Genomic DNA, 18,601 nt, shown 5'->3' with positions numbered 1-18,601 from the left:
GACGAGCGCCGAGGCCCCGGGCAGCCTCGACCTGGAACTGTTGCTGGCCAATGCACGTGATGCCAGCGAGCTGCTGAAGGCTCTCGGCCACGAGGCGCGCCTTGTTATCCTTTGCCTGTTGGTCGAGGGCGAGCGCTCAGTCTCGGAACTGGAGCAACTGCTGAACCTGCGCCAGCCCGCCGTGTCCCAGCAGTTGGCGCGGTTGCGGGCCGACGATCTCGTCGAGGCCCGCCGCGACGGCAAGAACATCTACTATGCGCTGGCCCGGCCCGAGGTTCGCGAAATCATCGCTGCCTTGCACCGCGCCTTCTGCAACGGACGTACGCCGTAACCTTTGAAGCCCCTCACGTATGTCGGTCTACGAGAAAGTAGAGACCCGCTCGGGCTCCGACGAGGATCGCGCCGAGGGCGAGCATCGAGCCGACCGACAGCGTCGAGAGACCGCTCAACCCCTGGCCGATGGTGCAGCCGAGGGCAGTGACGCCGCCCGTGCCCATTAGGAACGCGCCGAGAAGGTGGCGCTTCACCTCCCGGGCATCGTCGGGCGCTTCCCAATAGAATTCGCCCGCTTGGCGTGCCGACGCGAAAGATCCGACCAGGACGCCGAAGACCGAGGCCACGCCGAAATCGATCTTCGTGCCGCTCGCGAGCATGGCGTAGAGCAACGTATCGCCGACAGGTCGAGCGAAGCTGAAGGAGCCGACCGCCTGGGTCTCGAACTCGTCGAAGCCCGCGCTTCCGTTGGCCCACCATCCGGCGACGATCACACATCCGATCACGATAGCGCCGACCAGCAGCCGCTTCGTCTCCCGGAAGGCGCCGCTCGTGAGCGCCGCGATACAGAAGCCGACGCCTACCACGACGCTCACGACAATGCGGCCCGCCTGATCGAGCCGCAGGAGAGCGCCGAGGCGCTGGCTTCCGAGATCGACGCTTAACGGCTCAGTAATCGTCACGCGCATGAGCGCCGTCACGCCGCTGATTGCCATATAGGCTGAGAGGCCGAGCACAAGCAGGACGAGGAGGGCTCGTAGGTCTCCCCCGCCGAGCCGAATGAGAGCCCCAAAGCTACAGGTCCCTACGAGCGCCATCCCAAAGCCGAACATCGCCCCGCCGAGGATCATCGCGCCCCATTCCAAGCGCGGCCCCGTGTAGATCGACCGGGAGAGGTCGAGACCGGCAGCGGCTTCCAAAAGTTGGGTGCCGAGGATGGCGATGCCAATCGCCAGCAGCCAAGCACGCGCGCGGCGGGTGTCACGCGCGTAGACGGCATCCTCGATGGCGCCGAGCGTGCAGAAGCGACCCCGCCGTGCGACCGTGCCGAGCAGTGCTCCAAGGGCGAGGCCGAGCGCCGCCCGGAGAAGGTAAGCAGGCAGCGTGTCCAACATCAGCCTAGATTCGTTCACCCTTGAAAGGCCTTGTCAAACGGCCGTGTGAGAATCGTAGCGTCTCGTGACGCACAGCGACGGAACAGTCTGCGTCAGGCTGGCGACAAGTTGGCTCCGTGCGCGGCTCACCCGGCTCTTGACGGTCCCTACCTGGCAGCCGAGGCGGGCTGCCGCCTCTTCGTAGGTGAAGCCTTCGGCCCCCACGAGCAGCAGCGCCTGGCGTTGCGGGAGCGGCAGCGTCCCGATGAGGTTCATCACGGCCCCGAGCGCCACGACGTGGTCCTGGTCCGGTGCCGCCGTAAGCGTCGCGGCGTGCGCGCCCTCGGCGTCCTCGACCTCGCGCCTGGCCTTGCGCATCTCGGTGTAGAACTGGTTGCGCAGGATCGTGAAGCTCCAGGCCGTGAAGTTGGTGCCGGGCACGAACTTCTCCCGGTTGGCCCATGCCCGGACCATCATCTCCTGCACGAGGTCGTCGGCGCGGGCCGCATTCGCGCAGAGGGACATCGCGAACGTCCGAAGCATCGGCAGCGCCCGGAGGAGATCGTCGCGGAACGTGACCCCGAGACGCTCGCCGGATGCGACCAGCGACGCCTCGAACCGCTCGACGAGGAGCGAGAGCCTCTCCGGGATGGCCGCGTGCTCGGCAACCGAGAAGTAATCCCGCAACGGACCCGTAAGATGGGCAGCGATGCCCGCCTTGGAGCAATCGCCGCTGGGCAAAGCCGTTGGATCGGCGGCATGCGGGGTGTCGGTCACGGTCGGATGCCTTTTCGAGTGAGGGTAAGGTGCGACGACCGCACGATGCATTCGTTGTGATGCGGAACCCCGAGCTTGACCGCCCGAACGGTCCTCAGGCGGGGTCGACCGAGGCCCCCGCCTTGACCAGTGCCGGAAAGCCCCCGGCAACGTGGGCGACCGGTCCGAGGCCCATGTCGTTGAGCACCTTGGCGGCCAGGGCCGACCGGTTGCCGGAGGCGCAGTAGAGTACCAGGCGCCTACCGCCGCCGAGCTCGGCCTTGTGGGTCGGGCTCTCCGGGTCGGCCTGGAACTCCAGGAAGCCGCGGGGCACATGGACCGCGCCGGCGATCCTGCCGGTCTTGGCCAATTCCTCGCCTTCGCGCACGTCGACGAGCATCGTGTCGGGCTGGCCGAGGCGTGCGAGCGCCTCCTCGGCCGACAGGGTCTCAACCTCGCGGTTGGCTTCCGCCACCAAATCCTTCGCGCTTCTCATGGTCATGGCTTCCTCCGTCACTCGCCCCAGGCCGCGCCGTCGAGGGCGTCCAGCGGGATCTTCAGGTAACGCTTGCCGTTCGCCTCGGGCTCGGGCAGGCGGCCGCCTCGGATGTTCACCTGCAGGGAATGCAGGATGAGCTTGGGCATCGGCAGTTCGCGGTCGCGTGCCTCGCGCATGCGGACGAACGCCTCCTCGGTCGGGGCCTCGACGAGGTGCGGGTTCTCGGCCCGCTGCCGGGCGACCGTGCTCTCCCAGGCCGCCTCGCGCCCGCCCGGGCGGTAATCGTGCCCAGTGAACAGCCGTGTCTCATCCGGCAGGGCCATGATGCGCTGGATGCTGCGCCAGAGCGCGTGCGCGCTGCCGCCTGGGAAGTCGGCCCGCGCCGAGCCGCTGTCGGGCATGAACAGCGTGTCGTGGATGAAGGCGGCGTCGCCGATCCGGTAGGCGATGGAGGCCATGGTGTGGCCGGGCGTGAACATCACCTCGACGTCGAGGTCGCCGATCCGGAAGCGCTCGCCGTCGGCGAAGAGCCGCGACCACTGCGAACCGTCCGTCCGGAACGTGTCGGGCAGGTTGTAGAGCCCCTTCCAAAGCCGCTGCACGTCGACGACCTTCTCGCCGATGGCGGTCGGGACGCCGGTCTTGTCGTGCAGGTAGCCGGCCGCCGAAAAGTGGTCGGCGTGCGGATGGGTGTCGAGGATCCACTCCAGCTCGTAGCCCTCGCGCTCGATGTGGGCGAGCAGGGCATCGGCGGAGCGGGTCGCGGTCGCGCCGGACTTCGGATCGAAGTCGAGCACCGGGTCGATGATGGCGCAGCGCTTCGTCCCGGGATCGGCGACGACGTACTGGATGCTGCCGGTCGGCTCGTCATGGAAGCCGGTCACGATGGGACGCCCGCGCAGGGCTGCGATGGTCTGGTCCGACATGAAACGCCTCCTTTTTCGGGTTCAGGTGTTGGCGCCGAGGAGCGGCAGGGCTCCGCGGGCGACGACGTACAGGCCGACCAGGATGACGAGGCCGGCGAAGGTGACGGTCAGGGCTCGCTTGCGCCCGGCGAGCCTCTGGCCGAGGCGCGTGCCGGCGAGGCCGCCGAGCACGCCTCCCAGGATGAACAGGCCGGCCAACGGCCAGTCGATCAGGCCGGAGGCGGCGTAGCTCGCGGCGGTCGCCGCCCCGAAGGCGCTGACCGCGACCAGCGAGGTGCCGATGGCCATCGGCAGCGGCATCGACGTCGCCAGCATCAGGCCCGGCACGATGAGGAATCCCCCGCCGATGCCGAAGAAGCCGGAGAACAGGCCGACCGCGAACCCGATGCCGAGCAGCCAGGGCAGGAGTACCGGGGCGTTGGCCTTCGTCAGGCGCACCTCGGGGTCGCCGTCACCGCGCCGCTTGCGCAGCATCAGGCCCCCGACCACGAGCATCACGACACCGAACAGGGCCAGGAGGCTCTGCCCGTCGACCGCCTTCGCAGCGACCGAGCCGGCCAGCGCGCCGAGGACGCCGGCGACCGAGAATGCCGCCGCGCAGCGCCACTTCACGTTCCCCGCCCGCCATTGCGGGACGAGGTTGCCGGCCGCGCTGACCGACACCGCCAGGGCGCTGGTGCCGATCGCCACGTGTGGCGAGGACACGCCGACGACGTAGGTCAGGAGCGGGACCGCCAGGATCGAGCCGCCCCCGCCGACGAGACCGAGGATCAGGCCGACGACCCCGCCCGAGCCGGCCGCGAGGCCGGATGTCAGCAGGCCGGGCGTCATGCGTCGGCTCCCTGGACCGCCGGCTTCGGGGCTGCCGCCGGAAGAAGGTGAAACGCCAGCATCCCGACGACCATGGCGACGACGAAGGTCACAGCTTGCGCCGGTGCGACCGTCAGCAGGGTGAGGGCGGGCCCCGGGCACAGGCCGGCGAGGCCCCAGCCGAGACCGAACACCGCGGCGCCGGCGATCAGGCGCGGGTCGAGGTCGCGCCGGGTCGGGATCTCAAGCCGGGAGGCGAGCAACGGCCGCCCACGGCGCCGCGCCACGAAATAGCCCGTCGCCGAGACCGCGACGGCGCCAGCCATCACGAAGGCGAGGCTCGGGTCCCAGCGCCCGGTCACGTCGAGGAAGGCGAGAACCTTGGCCGGATCAGCCATGCCGGAGACGAGGAGGCCGAGGCCGAACAGGAGACCGACGGCGAAGGCGGAGGCGGTCTTGGCCATGGCTCAGGCTCCGACGAGATGGCGCACGACGAGGACGGTCAGGATGGCGACGGCCATGAAGGTGCCGGTGGCGACCACGGAGCGGGGCGAGCCACGGCCGATGCCGCAGACACCGTGGCCGCTCGTGCAGCCGGCACCGAGGCGCGATCCGAACCCGACCAGCAGACCGGCGACCACGAGCAGCGGGAACGAGGCATCCACCGTCAGCGGCGGCAGGCTGCCACCCAGGCCGGCGTAGGCGAACGGCGCCAGGACGAGTCCTGCCACGAAGGCGGCGCGCCAGCCCGTCTCGCGAGATGGCGGGGTTAGGAGGCCGCCGAGAATGCCGCTGATGCCGGCGATCCGTCCGTTGAGGAGCAGGAACAGGGCCGCGGAGGTGCCGATCAAGGCACCGCCGGCGAGGGCGCTGACAGGCGTGAAGCCGTCCATGGTGGTCGCTCCCAAACGGTGGTCCGGGGGATGCCCGGCGGGGCGCAAGGGACGTCCTCCCCTGCCAAACCAGAACATTAGATAACTCTTATTTAGCATCATCTAATGGAATGGCAAGCGTGAAACCGACGGCCTGGATTGGGACGCGCAGAGGGGGTGCGGTGGCGCACGGGCGCCTTCGCCTTTGGGCGGACGCCATCGTTGGCGTGGCATCGATGCCGACGGGAGGCTCGCCGTCTCCCGTTCGACCAACTCAGGGATGGATGTAGGCGAACCCCATGCCCTGCAGCCGCGCCAGTTCGGCGACACCGCTCGGCACCACTTCGTCCTCGGTGACGCCGTAGAGCGTGTTGCGGTCGATCTTCCGCTCGCGCAGGGTATGGCCGCAGACGAGGAACCGAACGCCCATCCCCTTGAGGGCATCGATACGGGCGGCGAGCTCCCTGTCGCTCGCGGCCGACTGGAAGAGCCCGACCCCGTCGCCGTGGCTCACCACGCGGATCTCAACGTGGGTCTTGCCCACGGTCTCGACGTGGTTGCGCAGATTGCCGAGCAGGCGCTTGAAGTAGGCGGCTCCGTCGGGGCCGCCGTCGTTGTGGTAGACCACCTTCTGGTCGGCGTAGTACCCGGCCGGCGCTTCCGGGCCGGCATGGGCGGCCCCTACGCCCAGGGTCGCAAGCACGACCGCGATCATCAGGCTCCTAAAGACCGTCATCGTCCGCCTCCCCGTCATAGGCCGGAGGCTCGGGTGCTTCCGACGCGCTGCGCGATAGGTTGTCGAGCCCCGCATGATCGAGGCCGTCGTCCGGCTTCGGTCCGGAGGATGCGCCGTTCCCGAGGCTGCCCGTCGTCTCCGGCGCTTTTGGCCGTGCGGCGTGGACGGTGCCTCGGGACCCGAGCACCACCACCTTCGTGCCGGTGGGGACGCGCCGGTGCAGGTCGATCACGTCCTGGTTCAGCATGCGGATGCATCCCGAGGACACCGCCTCGCCGATGCTCGATGGTTCCGTCGTGCCGTGGATACGGTACAGCGTGTCCTTGCCGTCCTTGAACAGGTAGAGCGCCCTGGCGCCGAGCGGGTTCCTGTCGCCGCCCGGCATGCCGCCGGCCCAGCGCCCGTTCCGCTCCGGATCACGCCGGAGCATGTCGGGCGTCGGCGTCCAGCGCGGCCAGGACGCCTTGCGCGCCACGGTCGCCTCGCCGGTGAACTCGAATCCGGCCTTGCCCACCCCGACCGCGTAGCGCATCGCCTTGCCGCCCTCCATGACGAGGAAGAGGAAGCGTTTGTATGGATCGACGACGAGGGTGCCGGGCAGCTCCTTTGACGGGTAGTCGACCAACTGGCGGACGTTGCGAGCCTTGAGGTCGCGCGGGTCGACCGCCTCGACCGGGAAGGGTTCGTCCGTGACGGCGGCGTACCGGCGCAAGACCTCCGGGGTGATCTGCGGCCGGGCTTCCGCGACGGGGGCCGGAGCCCCCTGCGAGGTCGAGCAGGCGCCGAGCGCCGAGGCGAGCGCGATCAACGTCGTAAGGCGGAGGGGCCGCGGCATCACGAGCGACCCCGCGCTCGGGCCTGGGCGACTGCCTGCCTGAAGCCGTCGTAATCGAGCGCCGCCGCGACCTTGAGTTGGCCAATCAGGAAGACCGGCGTTCCCTGGAGCCCCAGGGCGTCCGCCTGGTCGAGGTTGCGCTGGAGCAGGGCCGCGATCTCGGCCTGGTGCGCCTTCCGGTCCTCTTCCAGGCGGGCGACGTCGACGCCCGAGGCGGCCACCGCCTCCAGCATCCGCTCCTTCGGGATCTTGCGGCCCGGAATCCCCATGAGCGCGCGGTGCACTTCGTCGTAGCGGCCCTGGTACTTCGCCGCGAGGGCGAGTTGGGCGCCGTAGACGGAGGCGTCGCCGAGGATCGGCCAGTCCTTGTGGACGAGGCGGATGCGCCCGTCCGCCTTCACCAGACGGATGAGGTCGGGCTCGGCCTTCTTGCAGAAGGGGCAGTTGTAATCGAGGAAGGCGACGATGGTCAGGTCGCCCTTCGGGTTGCCCGAGACCGGCACCTCCGGGTCGTTGAGGATGGCGTTGGGGTCGACGCCCTGGGCGAAGGCCTCCTCGATGGGGGGCGCCAGCGACAACAGGGCAGGCGCGAGCGCGACGGCGGGCATAAGGGCGAGCAGGGTCCTGCGGTCCATGGTGGTCTCCGTGAAACTTGGTTTGTCGAAAAGGGGGGCTCAGGCGCCGACGAGGGCGAGGCGGCGCTTCAGGTCCTCGACCGTGAGTTCGCCCTCGGTGCGGGCCTCGCGGACCTCGCCGCCGTCGGGGCGCATCAGGATGAGGGTCGGCGGTCCGACCACCTCGAAGCGCCGCATCAGGGCGCGGGTGGCGTCGTCGTCGCGGGTGACGTCGGCGCGGATGACCGAGACGGCCCTCAGCCTCGCCCGGATGCCGGGGTCAGCCAGGACCGTCCGTTCGTTGGTCTTGCAGACGCTGCACCAGTCGGCGGCGAACTCGACGAGCACCGGCTTGCCCGCGGCACGGGCCGCCGCGAGGGCGGCCTCGAAAGCCGGGACGGAGGAGACAGACCGGCTCTCCTCGACGTGAACCGCTCGCGACGGGCCGAAGCCTGCGAGCGGCCGGAGCGGGTCGGTCCCGCCGCCCGCGGCGCCGACGACGAGGGCGCAGCCGTAGGTCACGGCAACGATACCGGCGACCTTGCTTAGCCGGCCCGCGGCACCCGCCCTGAGGACGTCGAACGCCCCGACGAACACGCCGACGCCGATCGCCAGCGCGCCCCAGAGCACGAGGGAGACCTCGGACGGCACGAGGCGCGAAACCATGGTGATGGCCAACGCGAGGAAGACTACGCCGAAGGCCTGCTTGGCCGCGACCAGCCAAGGGCCTGACTTCGGCAGGATACCCGCCCCGAACGTCCCGAATGCGATCAGCGGCAGGCCCATGCCGAGGCCGAGCGCGAACAGGGCGGCGGCGCCGCGCGCCACGTCGCCGGTCTGGGCGACATAGAGGAGGGCCGCGGCGAGTGGCGGCGTCACGCAGGGCCCGACGATCAGGGCGGAGGTGAAGCCCATGACAGCGGCGGCGCCGAGCGCGCCAAGCTTGCCTCCGTTCAGGCGTGACAGCCGGCCGGCGACGCCGGACGGCAGCGCCAGGTCGAACACGCCGAACATCGACAGGGCCAGGGCGGCGAAGGCTGCGGCGAGCAGTCCAAGCGCGGCGGGAGTCTGGAGTGCGTTTTGAAGGTTGCGCCCGGACCATGCCGCCGCCACGCCGAGCGTCCCGTAGGCCAGCGCCATCGCGATCACGTATGTGCCGGAGAGTACGAAACCTCGTCCGGCCGAGAGCCGCTCCCCGGACCGGGCCAGCATGCCGGCCAGCACCGGGACCATCGGGAGCAGGCACGGGGTGAAGGCCAGGAGCAGGCCGAGCCCGAGGAAGGTCGCCAGGACGCCCGCGAGATGGCCCGAGAGCAGGCCGCTCGCGGGCTCGGCCTGCGCGTCCGTGGCCGGCGTCGCGGCGGTCGCGGTCGCCTGCGGACCTAGCGCGGGGACCTCGATGACCTTGTTGATCGGCGGGTAGCAGATGCCCTTCTCGGCACAGCCCTGATAGGTGACGCGCACCTCGCGCACCCCCGCGAGAGCCGCACCCGGCACGATGGCCTCCGTCGCGCCGTGATAGACTTCCGTCGGCCCGAAGTTGGGGTCATCCTTGGTCTCGCCGAGCTGGGTGCTGACAGGAAGCTCCCTGCCGCTCGCGTCGGTGGCGGCGATCTTGTCACGGTAGAGGTAGGTGCCGGGGGCGATGGTCCATCGCAGGCGCAGCGAGAGGTCTGGGTCGCGAGCCGCATCGACGGTGAAGGGCGTCGGCCGCGCACCGGGCTCGCGGCACTGCCCCGGTGACCACAGCGAGGAGCCGGTCCAGAGCAGGGCAGCGAGGATAAGGTGGGTGAAAACGTTCGGCATGGGCAGGGTCCGGGATCGGATCGGCCCGCCGCGGGTCGGAAACGCAGCTTAAGCCAGGCTTAAGCGGGGCCCGGAGGATGGGGGCCGTAAAGGGAGACACGCATGCGCATCCTCGTCGTCGAGGACGACACCATCCTGTCGGACGGTCTCAGGGCTGGTTTGGGCCTGGGCGGGGCGACGGTCGATTGCGTCGCAACCTGCGCCGACGCCGAGGCGGCGCTCGCCACGAGCGCGTTCTCGGCCATCGTGCTCGACCTGATGCTGCCCGACGGCTCCGGCCTCGACGTGTTGCGGGGGCTTCGCCGCCGGAACGACCGGACGCCGGTCGTCCTGCTGACGGCCCGGGACGCCGTGACCGACCGGATCGCCGGGCTCGACGATGGCGCCGACGACTACCTCGGCAAGCCCTTCGACCTCGACGAGCTCTCCGCCCGCATCCGTGCCGTCGTCCGGAGGGCCTCGGGTCGGGCCGCCGCGCTCCTGGAGCACGGCGGAATTCGGCTCGACCCCGGCAGCCTTGCCGTCACCGTCGACGGTGTGCCGGTCGCCGTCTCCCGGCGCGAGGTCATGGTTCTGGCGGCCCTCATGGAACGACCTAACGTGCTTCGCTCCAAGGTCGAACTGGAGGAGCGGCTCTACGGCTGGCAGGAGGAGGTCGAGAGCAACGCGGTCGAGGTCCACGTGCACAACCTGCGTGCCAAGATCGGCAAGCACGCCATCGAGACGGTCCGAGGTCTCGGATACCGGATGAGGGCACTCGCATGAGGTCGCTACGCGTCAGGCTTTTCGCCATCCTCGTCCTCGCCACCGGCCTGATCTGGCTCAGCGCGGTCGCCTGGATCTATCTCGGCTCGAAGCGCGAGGTGGAGCAGGTCCTCGACAACCGCCTGCAGGAAGCCGCCCGCATGGTCAGTTCCCTGGTGGGTGCGGTTGGGAGCGCTGGCCCGGACGGGGCACCCCGAACCTTCCCGGCCCCGACGGCCTACGAGCGGCAGCTTTCTTGCCAGATCTGGTCGCTCGACGGGCGCATGGTAGCGCGGTCGACCGGGGCCCCGGAGCGCCGCCTGACCGACGCGCCGGCCGGCTTCTCGCAGCGCGAGGTCGACGGCGAGACCTGGCGGGTGTTCACCGTGGAGGATGCCGAGAGAGGTGTGCGGGTCATGGTGGGTGATCGTCTTGGCCTCCGCGAGCGCCTCGTCACTGACCTCATCATGGGCCTGGTCACACCCGCCATCCTGATGGTTCCGTTGCTCGGCATGCTGATCTGGGCGAGCCTCGGTCGGGGCTTGCGTCCCTTGCGGCTGATGGCGCGGGACCTCGCGGGTCGCGGCGCCGACGACATGAGTGCGATCGACACAAATCGGACGCCGGCGGAGGTGCGTCCCCTGGCAGACGCCCTGAACGGGCTGTTCCTCAAGGTCGAATCGGCCCGCCGGCACGAACGGGAAGTGACGGCCTTCGCCGCGCATGAACTGCGAACACCGCTCGCCGGCCTCAAGGTCCAGGCCCAGGTCGCCATGGCCGCCACCGACCCGGACGTGGCGAAGGCGGCGCTGAGACAGATCCTTGCGGCCGTCGACCGGACCACGCGCCTCGTCCGCCAGTTGCTCGACGCCGCCCAGCTCGATGCCGCAGGGGAGGCGCCCTCCCTGGCGGAGGTCGACGTCGGCGCACTGGTGACGGAGACCGTGGAGGGGATGCGGACGCCTCCCGGGGTCCGGACCCAAATCGATCCGGGGCTACGGGGCTACACGCTGCTGGCCGACCCGGAAGGCCTGCGCCTCGCCGTCCGAAATCTGCACGAGAACGCCGTGCAGCACATGGTGACCGGCACGGTGGCTTGGGGCGCGCGGCCGCATGGCGAGGGCATCGTCGTTCGCGACGAGGGACCGGGCATTCCGGAGGAGGAACTGCCCCACGTCACGACACGGTTCTTCCGTGGGCGACACAAGAGCGAGACGGGTAGCGGTCTCGGCCTCGCCATCGCCGAGATGGCGTCCCGCCGGAGTGGCCTGAGCCTGCGGCTGCGCAACCGGACGGATCGCCCGGGGCTTGAGGCGGAGATCCTCCCGGGCTGAGACCGGTCAGCCGAGCTCCGGGCAGAAGATGTCCTTGAGGGTCGCCAGCACCCGCGCGGCCCTGGGGTCCTCAAGGCGGTAGTGGATCGTCTGGCTCTCGCGCCGGAACGCGACCAACCCATCCTCGCGCAGCTTGGCGAGGTGCTGCGACAGGGCCGATTGGCTGAGCTCGACCTCCCCGGCGAGGCTGGTCACGTCCATCTCGCCGCGGGCGACCAGCAGGCACAGGATGAGCAACCGCTTCTCGTTGGCGAGGAGGCGGAGCAGGCGGGCCGCGTCGGCGGCCTTGTCCTGCAGGCGCATCAGGTCGGTCGGAGTCGCTACGTCCATCGGTCCGTATCCCAGAATGTCAGCCTTATCTTATTTAGGCGATCCTAATATAAAATCAGGGGCTGTGCTCCTTCTTTGCCCACTCCGCGGCTTCGCCCAGGAGGTCATCAAAGGCTTTTCCTGGTGCCGCCTTGCTGCCATCGTCCCCGAGGTAATCGGGCGCAGGCGCGGAAGGAGTGATCTGCGTCGGTCGCAAAGGCCAAGGGCCGCCATTGTATTGGCGGCCCCCTTTTGCTCTGGATTGCTCCGGTGCGGTACTAAGGGGTGGGAAAGCGGAGATATTGCGTCGGCCATTACCGGGACGGTGTCCGGCAACCACCAGGCGGAAAAAATATCCCCGCTCGGGGAAGGCATGCCCCCGGTCGACGGCCCGCAGGGCTAAGCGCGGGCCCGGCATCCACCCGGACATGACGCTTTCGCGCGGCACCGGCCGCTCCGGAGACGGCTATGTACCACCGTCGCCCAGGCCGCCTCGATACTTGGGCCGGATGGGACCGGCGGCCGACTCAACCCACATCGCGCACCATGGGCCGCCCCGCTTCCGACACGCGGATCGCCCTTGAGGTCGGCGCGGCGGTGCCAAGCCTGCCCGCGGTTTCCTCCACCCGCCAGCGAAGGATTGCCGGAGCAGGGGCAAGGATTGCGTCGTTGCTCCTTCCGTCGCCTCTTTGATCGGGCATTCTGTATAAGTGACTGCCTGGATTGAGCTTTTTCATATTTCAAGATCAAATCCGAAAGAATAGGCTATTCAATCCTTGGAATGCTTCGACGCCACTCTGATATCCTGCTTCAATCGAGCATCATCTCGCGATCATGCCAGATCGCAGGCCGATCCTGCAGTAAAAGGCGGTGGTCAGACTTGACTCCCAGGGCCGTGCTCGCGGTACAAGGCGCTGCCCGGGCCGCGTCGGCCCGAGCCGACCAGGAGTAAGGGAATGAAAGTTCCGGAACCGCCGTCGCGCAGGTAGGCGTGTGCGGGTAGCCGCCCACACACGCCTCCTTGCGATCCATCGACCGGGGTGCGCCCTCACGAGGCCAAAGGCACCCCGGTCAGCAACCCCGAACCGCCGAGGGCGGAAACGGGCGCTTCGGCGCATGGGCAGTGGATTCGCATCTCCCACCGCCCTTGGCAAGAGTCCCCGTTCCGCTCCGGCTCGAACGACGCCAGCCGCCAGGCATCGACCGGCTGTGCGTCGCCAGCGCGGAGCTGTCATTGAACACGAAGCATGATCGAGATCCCGCACGCGAAGCGCGGGAGACGCCCGGTGACGCGGGCGCGTCGGCCGTCGGCCCGGGGGTGCCCGAACCCTTGTATCCGCCGACGAAGATTGCCGGGGCCGACCTGATGGTCGTCGGCCTCGCCTACCGGTCCGACGAGTGGATCGAGTTCCTGGATGGCGAGGATTCCGGCGGCCGTTTCGAGGTCGCCGCAGTGGTCGACCCCGTCGACCTGCGCCAGATCGAAGCGATGGTGGCGGGGCGGACCTTCCGTCTGGCGGCGGTCGACCAGGAGCTCGCCATGGGCACGTCCCTGGCTGTCCAACTCGCCTTCTTCGGGCCCCCGTCGGTCAAGGTCCTGCCGCCGCCGTCGGAGCGCAAAAGGCTGGTTGGCTCCAAGGCGCGGCGCCCACCCGAAAGGCCTTGGGTCCACACCCTCGGCGGTCCGCGGGAGCCAAGTCCGCGACGGTAGGAGACCGCGTGTCGGGAGGGCGCCGGTTTGCGCCCTCCCGTGCATGAGGCGGACGCCTCACGGTCGCGCTCGGGGAAGAGAGTTGCCGCCGTGCCCCCGCGCCTCGGATGAGCCTGATGTGGATGGGGGAAGCGACTACTCCGCCGAGCCGGCCCGCGACACCTTGAGCGCCCATCATCGGCTGAGTCTTGTGCCGACGATGCGAGGCCCGCCGTCTCGAACCCGCGGTCCCCGCCGGAGCGGGTATGCCGCTCCTCGACATCCCAAGGCGATTGAGTTCATGGCGGCGCGCAAGATCCCCAAGCCATTGCACAACCGTGTCGGCGCTGCCGAATTTCGGCCACTCTAAGTGGCCACGTGAGCTGGGTGATCCCCGTTTCCATGGCTTGATCCCGACTTCGCGATGGCTCCCCCGCTCAACCGACGAACCAAGAAGGGAGAGTCGTATGTGCGCCCCCCTTCGATAGAAGCCGCCCTCGACCGATTGGCCGCCCTCGACCTGGATGGGATCGTGCGTGAGGCACGGGCGGAGGACCCCAAGGCGCCCGGCTACGTCGAGAGCGAATGCTTGGTCCATCTGCTGCGTTCGACACGCCACGACAACACGGACACCCGTTTCCAGAGACTGTTCGAGGTGTTGATCGAGAGGGTCGAGCGCTCCCTGAAGGGCTCGATCCGGACCAGCCGCCGCTACGACGCGGAGGAGTTGCGGACCGAGGTCGTCAACCGCCTCGTCGATCTCCTCGTCGAGGACAGGCAGTCTCCGGGCATCAAGCTGGATTTCTTCGAGGTGCGGTTCGCCCGCGCCATGACCGCCTTGCGCATCGGCGTGCTGCGGCGTTCCGAAAGCCGGGCGGAGGGGACCGACCACATCGAAGACATGGGCGACGGTGAAGGTGATGCCGTCCCGGCCCTGACGAACCGTATCAGCCAAGCCTTCGCCGCCGACGGGTCCGAACAGGAAAAAGAACATTTCCGGAACGAGCTGCTTCGCGCGATCGACCGTCTGCCACCCCTTCAGCGGGAAGCCGTAGCCCTCTTCCTCGAAGGCCACCGCATCGAGGGAGGGGACACGGAGACCATAGCGAAGCTTTGCGGCGTCTCGGACCGGGCGGTACGTTATCGCCTCAGGAATGCGTACGAGACGCTGCGTCGGGAACTCGGAGAGAGACGATGACGACCAGCCCCTCGCACCGCGCGCAGGAAATCCTCCTGACCTTCGCGGCGGAAGGCGAACCCACCCCGAAGCGGTTGGAGGCCTTTACGAAGGAGTACCCGGACCTCCGCCGCGAGCTCACCGACCTTGCGGTCGAGTTGGTGCTGGAACCCTCGCGGCCGGTCCCCGCGGCTGACGCCGCGACGGCGCGCACCGTGTCGTCGGCATGGGCTCGCTTCCAGGCAGGCATCGCCAGCCCCCCGGCGAAGTCCCGGGCCGGCGCGGTGGTCGAGCCTTCGCCGGACGTCTTCGCGGGCTTCGCCGGCCCGTCATTCCCACGGCTCGCGGCCCGGCTCGGAGTGACACCCGCCTTCCTGATCAAGGTCCGGGATGGCCTTATCGAGGCCGCGTCCTTCCCCAAGGCGCTGGCCAGGGACATCGCGGACGAGGTCGGGCATGGCGTCGACACGGTCATCGCCCTGTTGGAGCGCCCCGCATCCATGCCGGCCGGAACGATGGCCAAGGCCGACGGCAAGCCGGAGGTCGGCGTGAAGCAGACTTTCGAGGAGGCGGTGGCGAGCTCGGGCCTGACGGCGGATCAACGGCGGCGTCTGCTCGCGATGGCAGAGGCCGAACGTGGATCCGATTGAGGCGGGGCGGAAGCAGGCCGCCCGCATCCATGCCGAGATGGTCGCCGAGGGAGCCGATCCCTGGCAGCCGTTCGACCTTGCCGTGCGGGCCATTGAGGGCCACGGCCTCTGGCACCAGCCCGTCCACGCGGGCGACGTCTCCCTGAACGGAGGCCGGGCACGGCTCGACCCGAAGTCGAAGGGCATCCTGTACGGCGAGACGGGCACCCCCGGAGGCGATGCGCTCCTGCTCGGACATGAGCTCGGGCACGTGGTGATGCACGGCGGGACCGCTCCCGTCGTCACTACGCATACCGACCCGAGCCGATCCTCCGAGAGCGGCATCGCCGTCGAGCGGCTGGCCGACTACGGGCGTGGGGAGCGCCGCGAGGTCCAGGCCGACCTGTTCGCGCGCGAACTGGTGCTGCCGCGAGCCGTCGCGCGTCGCCATCACCAAGACGGGATGAGCGTCGCCGACATCGCCGGGCGGCTCGGCATCTGCCCGGACGTGGTGACCCAGCAACTGCTGGACGCGCTACTGCTTCCCGTCGTGCCGGACGCCGCCCCCGCCCCCGCGGCCACGATGCGGCCGGACCCGAGCCAGGATGCGGCGGTCGCCCATCGTGGCGGCCCCTACCTGCTCCAGGCGGGGCCCGGGACGGGCAAGACCCGCACGTTGGTCAGAAGGATCGAGAGCCTCGTCGACGAGGGGATCGACCCGAACGGAATCCTCGTCCTGACCTTCTCGAACAAGGCGGCGGCCGAGCTGATGGATCGGCTCGCCCTGTCGCGGCCCGAGGCGGCCGCCTCGGTCTGGACGGGCACCTTCCACGCGTTCGGGCTGGACGTGATCCGCCGCTTCCACGAACGCCTCGGACGAAGCGCGAGCCCGAAGCTCGTCGACAAGCCCACGGCCATCACGATGCTGGAGGGGGTTCTGGCGAGCCTGCCGCTGGCGCATTACCGGGACCTCTGGGACCCGGTGCAGGATCTCTCGAACATCCTCTCGGCCATTTCCCGCGCCAAGGACGAACTCGTCGACCACGTGCGCTACCGTGAATTGGCCGATGCGATGCAGCGTGCCGCCACGGACGACGCGACGCGCCTGAGGGCGGCGCGGGCGCATGAGGAAGCCATCGTCTACGAGGCTTACGAGAGGCTGCTCTCGGAGGCCGATGCCCTCGATTTCGGTGACCTCGTCATGAGGCCCGTGCGACTTGCGGCCGAGCATCCCGACGTGGCCAAGGCGCTGTCGCTCCGCCATCGCCACCTGCTCGTCGACGAGTACCAGGACGTCAACCTCGCCACCGTGCGCTTGATCCGGGCGCTGGCGGCCGACGAGGGCGAGCGGCTGTGGGTCGTCGGCGACGCCCGCCAATCGATCTACCGGTTCCGGGGCGCCACCTCGGCCAGCATGGCCGCGTTCCGGGCGCACTATCCCGGGGCGACCCTCGGGGCGCTCGACGTCAACTACCGGTCGCGCAAGGAGATCATCGACACCTTCACGAGCTTCGCCGCGAGCGTCGACGCCTTCCGCCCGCTCGGCGCGCTCGGCCTAGCCCCCGACAGGGGGGCGTCCGGCCTCAAACCGGTGCTGCACGACGCCGGCACCCCCGACGACGAGGTCGCGCTGGTGGCCGCCTCCGCGGCGCAGGCGAAGGCTGCGGGGGTGGACTACCGCGAACAGGCGGTCCTGTGCACGACCAACGACCGCCTCGCGGAGTTCGCCGCAGGCCTGATCGCCCGGGACGTACCGGTCCTCTACCTCGGGCCGCTGTTCGAACGGCCGGAGGTGAAGGAGCTGCTCTGCCTGCTCGCACTCTTCCACGATCCCCGCGCCGCAACGCTCGTCCGCGTCGCCACGATGCCGGGGTTCGAGATGGAGCTCGGCGACGTCGCCGCGGTCGCCGCCCATCTGAGGGACGCTTCAGGGCCGCCCCTCGACTGGCTGGCCGCCGCCGACGCCATCCCCGGCCTCGGCCCCTCGGCGACGGCGCCGCTGCGGCGCCTGCGAGAGGTCTGCGGGGGCTTCGCGGATCGGACGCCTCCGTGGCGCATCGCGAGCGCGCTGGTGCTGGACCGGCTCGGCATCGGCCGGAGGATCGCGGCCTCAGGTACCCTGCCCGAACGGATGGCGGGCATTGCGATCTGGCAATTCCTGAACTTCCTGCGGTCATTGCCGGTCGAGGGTCAGTTCCCGACCTTCGAGGCGCTCCGCCGGATCAAGAGGCTGGTCGTCCTCGGCGAGGAGAAATCGCTCAGGCACGTCCCGGACGCCGCCCTCGAACTGGACGCGGTGCGCATCATGACGATCCACGCCTGCAAGGGCTTGGAGTTCCAGCTCGTCCATGCGCCCGGCATGATCAAGACGGGCCTGCCGCGAACGGCCAAGCCGCCGCCTTGCCCGCCGCCGGACGCGCTGATCGAGGGCAGCGACGGCCTCACCGGCCCGCAGGCCTGCCTGACGGGCCACGAAGAGCAGGAGGCCTGCCTCTTCTTCGTCCTGCTCTCCCGCGCGCGAGACGACCTGCGCCTCTACCGGTCCACCATGATGGCCGGCGGGACCAAGAAGCGGAACCCGTCCGACTACAACGCCCGGATCGCCGCCACGCTGGGCCGGCCGCCCGCACTCGTCCGGCTCCCGTCGCCTCCGCCGCCATCCGGCCCGGCCGCCGTTCCCATCACATGGGAGACGCCGTTCGCGCTCGACCACCAGCACCTCGATTCCTACGGGAAATGCGGGCTGCGCTTCCTCTACACCTACCTGCTCGGCCTGGGCGGACGCCGCGACGAGACGCCGTACATGCGGATGCACAACGCCGTGGCGGAGACGGTCCGTTGGCTCGACCGCAACTTCGACGCCGGGCGCGCTGAGCCGGAGGGCTTCGGCGAGGCCTTCGCCGCGGCCTGGACCGAGCACGGCCCGGTCGACCACGGGCACGCCGAGGCTTACAGGACCATCGCGGACGAGATGCTGCGGTTCCTCCTCGGCCTGCGTGACGAGGAAGGCAGGCTGCCTCCCGAGGCCTTGAGCCTGGCCGTTGCGGGAGGAAGCGTCCTTTCCAGGGCGCACGACGTGGTCCGCAACGCGGACGGACGCCTCGTCGTGCGCCGCGTCGCGACGAGGAAGGCACCGTCGGCGCTGCTGAAGGAGATCGAGTACATCGTCCTGGATGCCGCGGCGGAGGTGACGTTCGGCGAACCCGTTGTGGTCGAGGCGGTGCATCTCACCGGCGGCAGCCGGCAACCGGTGGAGATCCCGCCGAAGAAGCGGGACGAGCTTCGTGCCGCCGTCGTCGCTCACATGTCCGGCATCGGGGCGGGACTGTTCGCCCCGAGCGTGGGATCCCGCTGCCCGCGCTGCCCGCATCACTTCGCCTGCCCCGGCCTTCCCGGCGGCTCGGCGGTGGTGCGGCGACCCCTGGCGTGGGGCCGGTAGCGCGGCCCGGAGCCCCTAACAGACTGCTCGGCCCGCGGCCGAAAAAAACTTGGCCCGG

19 protein-coding genes are annotated in these 18,601 nt (G+C 69.6%); 7 read left to right on the top strand and 12 right to left on the bottom strand.

Annotation, left to right across the window (positions count from 1 at the left end; all coding sequences use genetic code 11):
* Positions 1–31 precede the first annotated feature (31 nt).
* On the top strand, positions 32–331 hold the full coding sequence (locus MFF54_RS14625) for an ArsR/SmtB family transcription factor (RefSeq protein ID WP_238303595.1): 300 nt from the start codon (positions 32–34) through the stop codon (positions 329–331).
* Positions 332–344: 13 nt separating this feature from the next.
* On the opposite strand, the gene MFF54_RS14620 is transcribed toward MFF54_RS14625, so the two are convergent.
* From MFF54_RS14620 to dsbD, 11 genes are all read right to left on the bottom strand, one after another.
* Positions 345–1,388, bottom strand: a complete 1,044-nt coding sequence (locus MFF54_RS14620; RefSeq protein ID WP_012455889.1) for a YeeE/YedE family protein — start codon at positions 1,386–1,388, stop codon at positions 345–347.
* A gap of 33 nt (positions 1,389–1,421) precedes the next feature.
* Entirely contained in the window at positions 1,422–2,144 is a 723-nt protein-coding gene (locus MFF54_RS14615; protein WP_012455888.1) for a sigma-70 family RNA polymerase sigma factor, read from the bottom strand.
* A gap of 94 nt (positions 2,145–2,238) precedes the next feature.
* Positions 2,239–2,625 carry a rhodanese-like domain-containing protein gene (locus MFF54_RS14610; RefSeq protein WP_003597873.1) on the bottom strand — a complete coding sequence of 129 codons (387 nt, stop codon included), beginning with the start codon at positions 2,623–2,625 and terminating at the stop codon, positions 2,239–2,241.
* An 11-nt stretch (positions 2,626–2,636) separates the two neighbouring features.
* The gene (locus MFF54_RS14605) at positions 2,637–3,548 is read right to left on the bottom strand and encodes an MBL fold metallo-hydrolase (protein WP_003597874.1); all 912 of its coding nucleotides are present in this window, start codon (positions 3,546–3,548) and stop codon (positions 2,637–2,639) included.
* A gap of 21 nt (positions 3,549–3,569) precedes the next feature.
* Positions 3,570–4,379 carry a sulfite exporter TauE/SafE family protein gene (locus tag MFF54_RS14600; RefSeq protein WP_003597009.1) on the bottom strand — a complete coding sequence of 270 codons (810 nt, stop codon included), beginning with the start codon at positions 4,377–4,379 and terminating at the stop codon, positions 3,570–3,572.
* Positions 4,376–4,822: a YeeE/YedE family protein gene (locus MFF54_RS14595; protein WP_003597007.1), complete on the bottom strand. Its 447-nt coding sequence runs from the start codon at positions 4,820–4,822 to the stop codon at positions 4,376–4,378. Before MFF54_RS14595 ends, MFF54_RS14600 begins: the two co-directional genes overlap by 4 nt.
* A gap of 3 nt (positions 4,823–4,825) precedes the next feature.
* Positions 4,826–5,251, bottom strand: coding sequence for a YeeE/YedE family protein (locus MFF54_RS14590; RefSeq protein ID WP_003597005.1), 426 nt, complete (start codon positions 5,249–5,251; stop codon positions 4,826–4,828).
* A 253-nt stretch (positions 5,252–5,504) separates the two neighbouring features.
* Positions 5,505–5,966: a DsrE family protein gene (locus tag MFF54_RS14585; protein ID WP_003597002.1), complete on the bottom strand. Its 462-nt coding sequence runs from the start codon at positions 5,964–5,966 to the stop codon at positions 5,505–5,507.
* On the bottom strand, positions 5,953–6,801 hold the full coding sequence (locus MFF54_RS14580) for a L,D-transpeptidase (protein ID WP_003597001.1): 849 nt from the start codon (positions 6,799–6,801) through the stop codon (positions 5,953–5,955). Before MFF54_RS14580 ends, MFF54_RS14585 begins: the two co-directional genes overlap by 14 nt.
* On the bottom strand, positions 6,801–7,436 hold the full coding sequence (locus MFF54_RS14575; protein WP_003596999.1) for a DsbA family protein: 636 nt from the start codon (positions 7,434–7,436) through the stop codon (positions 6,801–6,803). Before MFF54_RS14575 ends, MFF54_RS14580 begins: the two co-directional genes overlap by 1 nt.
* A gap of 39 nt (positions 7,437–7,475) precedes the next feature.
* Positions 7,476–9,221: a protein-disulfide reductase DsbD gene (dsbD, locus tag MFF54_RS14570; RefSeq protein WP_003596998.1), complete on the bottom strand. Its 1,746-nt coding sequence runs from the start codon at positions 9,219–9,221 to the stop codon at positions 7,476–7,478.
* Positions 9,222–9,323: 102 nt separating this feature from the next.
* Between dsbD and MFF54_RS14565 the strand changes: the two genes are divergently transcribed.
* Together MFF54_RS14565 and MFF54_RS14560 are read left to right on the top strand one after the other, a co-directional pair.
* Positions 9,324–9,986, top strand: coding sequence for a response regulator (locus MFF54_RS14565; protein ID WP_003596996.1), 663 nt, complete (start codon positions 9,324–9,326; stop codon positions 9,984–9,986).
* On the top strand, positions 9,983–11,299 hold the full coding sequence (locus MFF54_RS14560; protein WP_003596994.1) for an ATP-binding protein: 1,317 nt from the start codon (positions 9,983–9,985) through the stop codon (positions 11,297–11,299). The genes MFF54_RS14565 and MFF54_RS14560 overlap by 4 nt, the downstream gene beginning before the upstream one ends.
* A gap of 6 nt (positions 11,300–11,305) precedes the next feature.
* Here MFF54_RS14560 and MFF54_RS14555 read toward each other — a convergent pair whose 3' ends face one another.
* On the bottom strand, positions 11,306–11,629 hold the full coding sequence (locus MFF54_RS14555) for an ArsR/SmtB family transcription factor (RefSeq protein ID WP_003596992.1): 324 nt from the start codon (positions 11,627–11,629) through the stop codon (positions 11,306–11,308).
* Positions 11,630–12,731: 1,102 nt separating this feature from the next.
* Between MFF54_RS14555 and MFF54_RS14550 the strand changes: the two genes are divergently transcribed.
* From MFF54_RS14550 to MFF54_RS14535, 4 genes are all read left to right on the top strand, one after another.
* Positions 12,732–13,319 carry a hypothetical protein gene (locus MFF54_RS14550; RefSeq protein WP_238224426.1) on the top strand — a complete coding sequence of 196 codons (588 nt, stop codon included), beginning with the start codon at positions 12,732–12,734 and terminating at the stop codon, positions 13,317–13,319.
* 484 nt (positions 13,320–13,803) lie between these two features.
* Positions 13,804–14,496: a sigma factor-like helix-turn-helix DNA-binding protein gene (locus tag MFF54_RS14545; RefSeq protein ID WP_238230997.1), complete on the top strand. Its 693-nt coding sequence runs from the start codon at positions 13,804–13,806 to the stop codon at positions 14,494–14,496.
* Positions 14,493–15,125 (top strand): hypothetical protein, encoded by a 633-nt coding sequence (locus tag MFF54_RS14540; RefSeq protein ID WP_012455887.1) that lies wholly within the window; start codon positions 14,493–14,495, stop codon positions 15,123–15,125. Before MFF54_RS14545 ends, MFF54_RS14540 begins: the two co-directional genes overlap by 4 nt.
* Positions 15,112–18,543: an ATP-dependent helicase gene (locus tag MFF54_RS14535; RefSeq protein ID WP_012455886.1), complete on the top strand. Its 3,432-nt coding sequence runs from the start codon at positions 15,112–15,114 to the stop codon at positions 18,541–18,543. The genes MFF54_RS14540 and MFF54_RS14535 overlap by 14 nt, the downstream gene beginning before the upstream one ends.
* Positions 18,544–18,601: the final 58 nt, after the last annotated feature.

This window comes from Methylobacterium gregans (assembly GCF_022179245.1).
Classification (GTDB): domain Bacteria; phylum Pseudomonadota; class Alphaproteobacteria; order Rhizobiales; family Beijerinckiaceae; genus Methylobacterium; species Methylobacterium gregans.
Note: the sequence above shows the minus strand (reverse complement) of the source record. Positions and strands in the feature narration are given on the sequence as shown.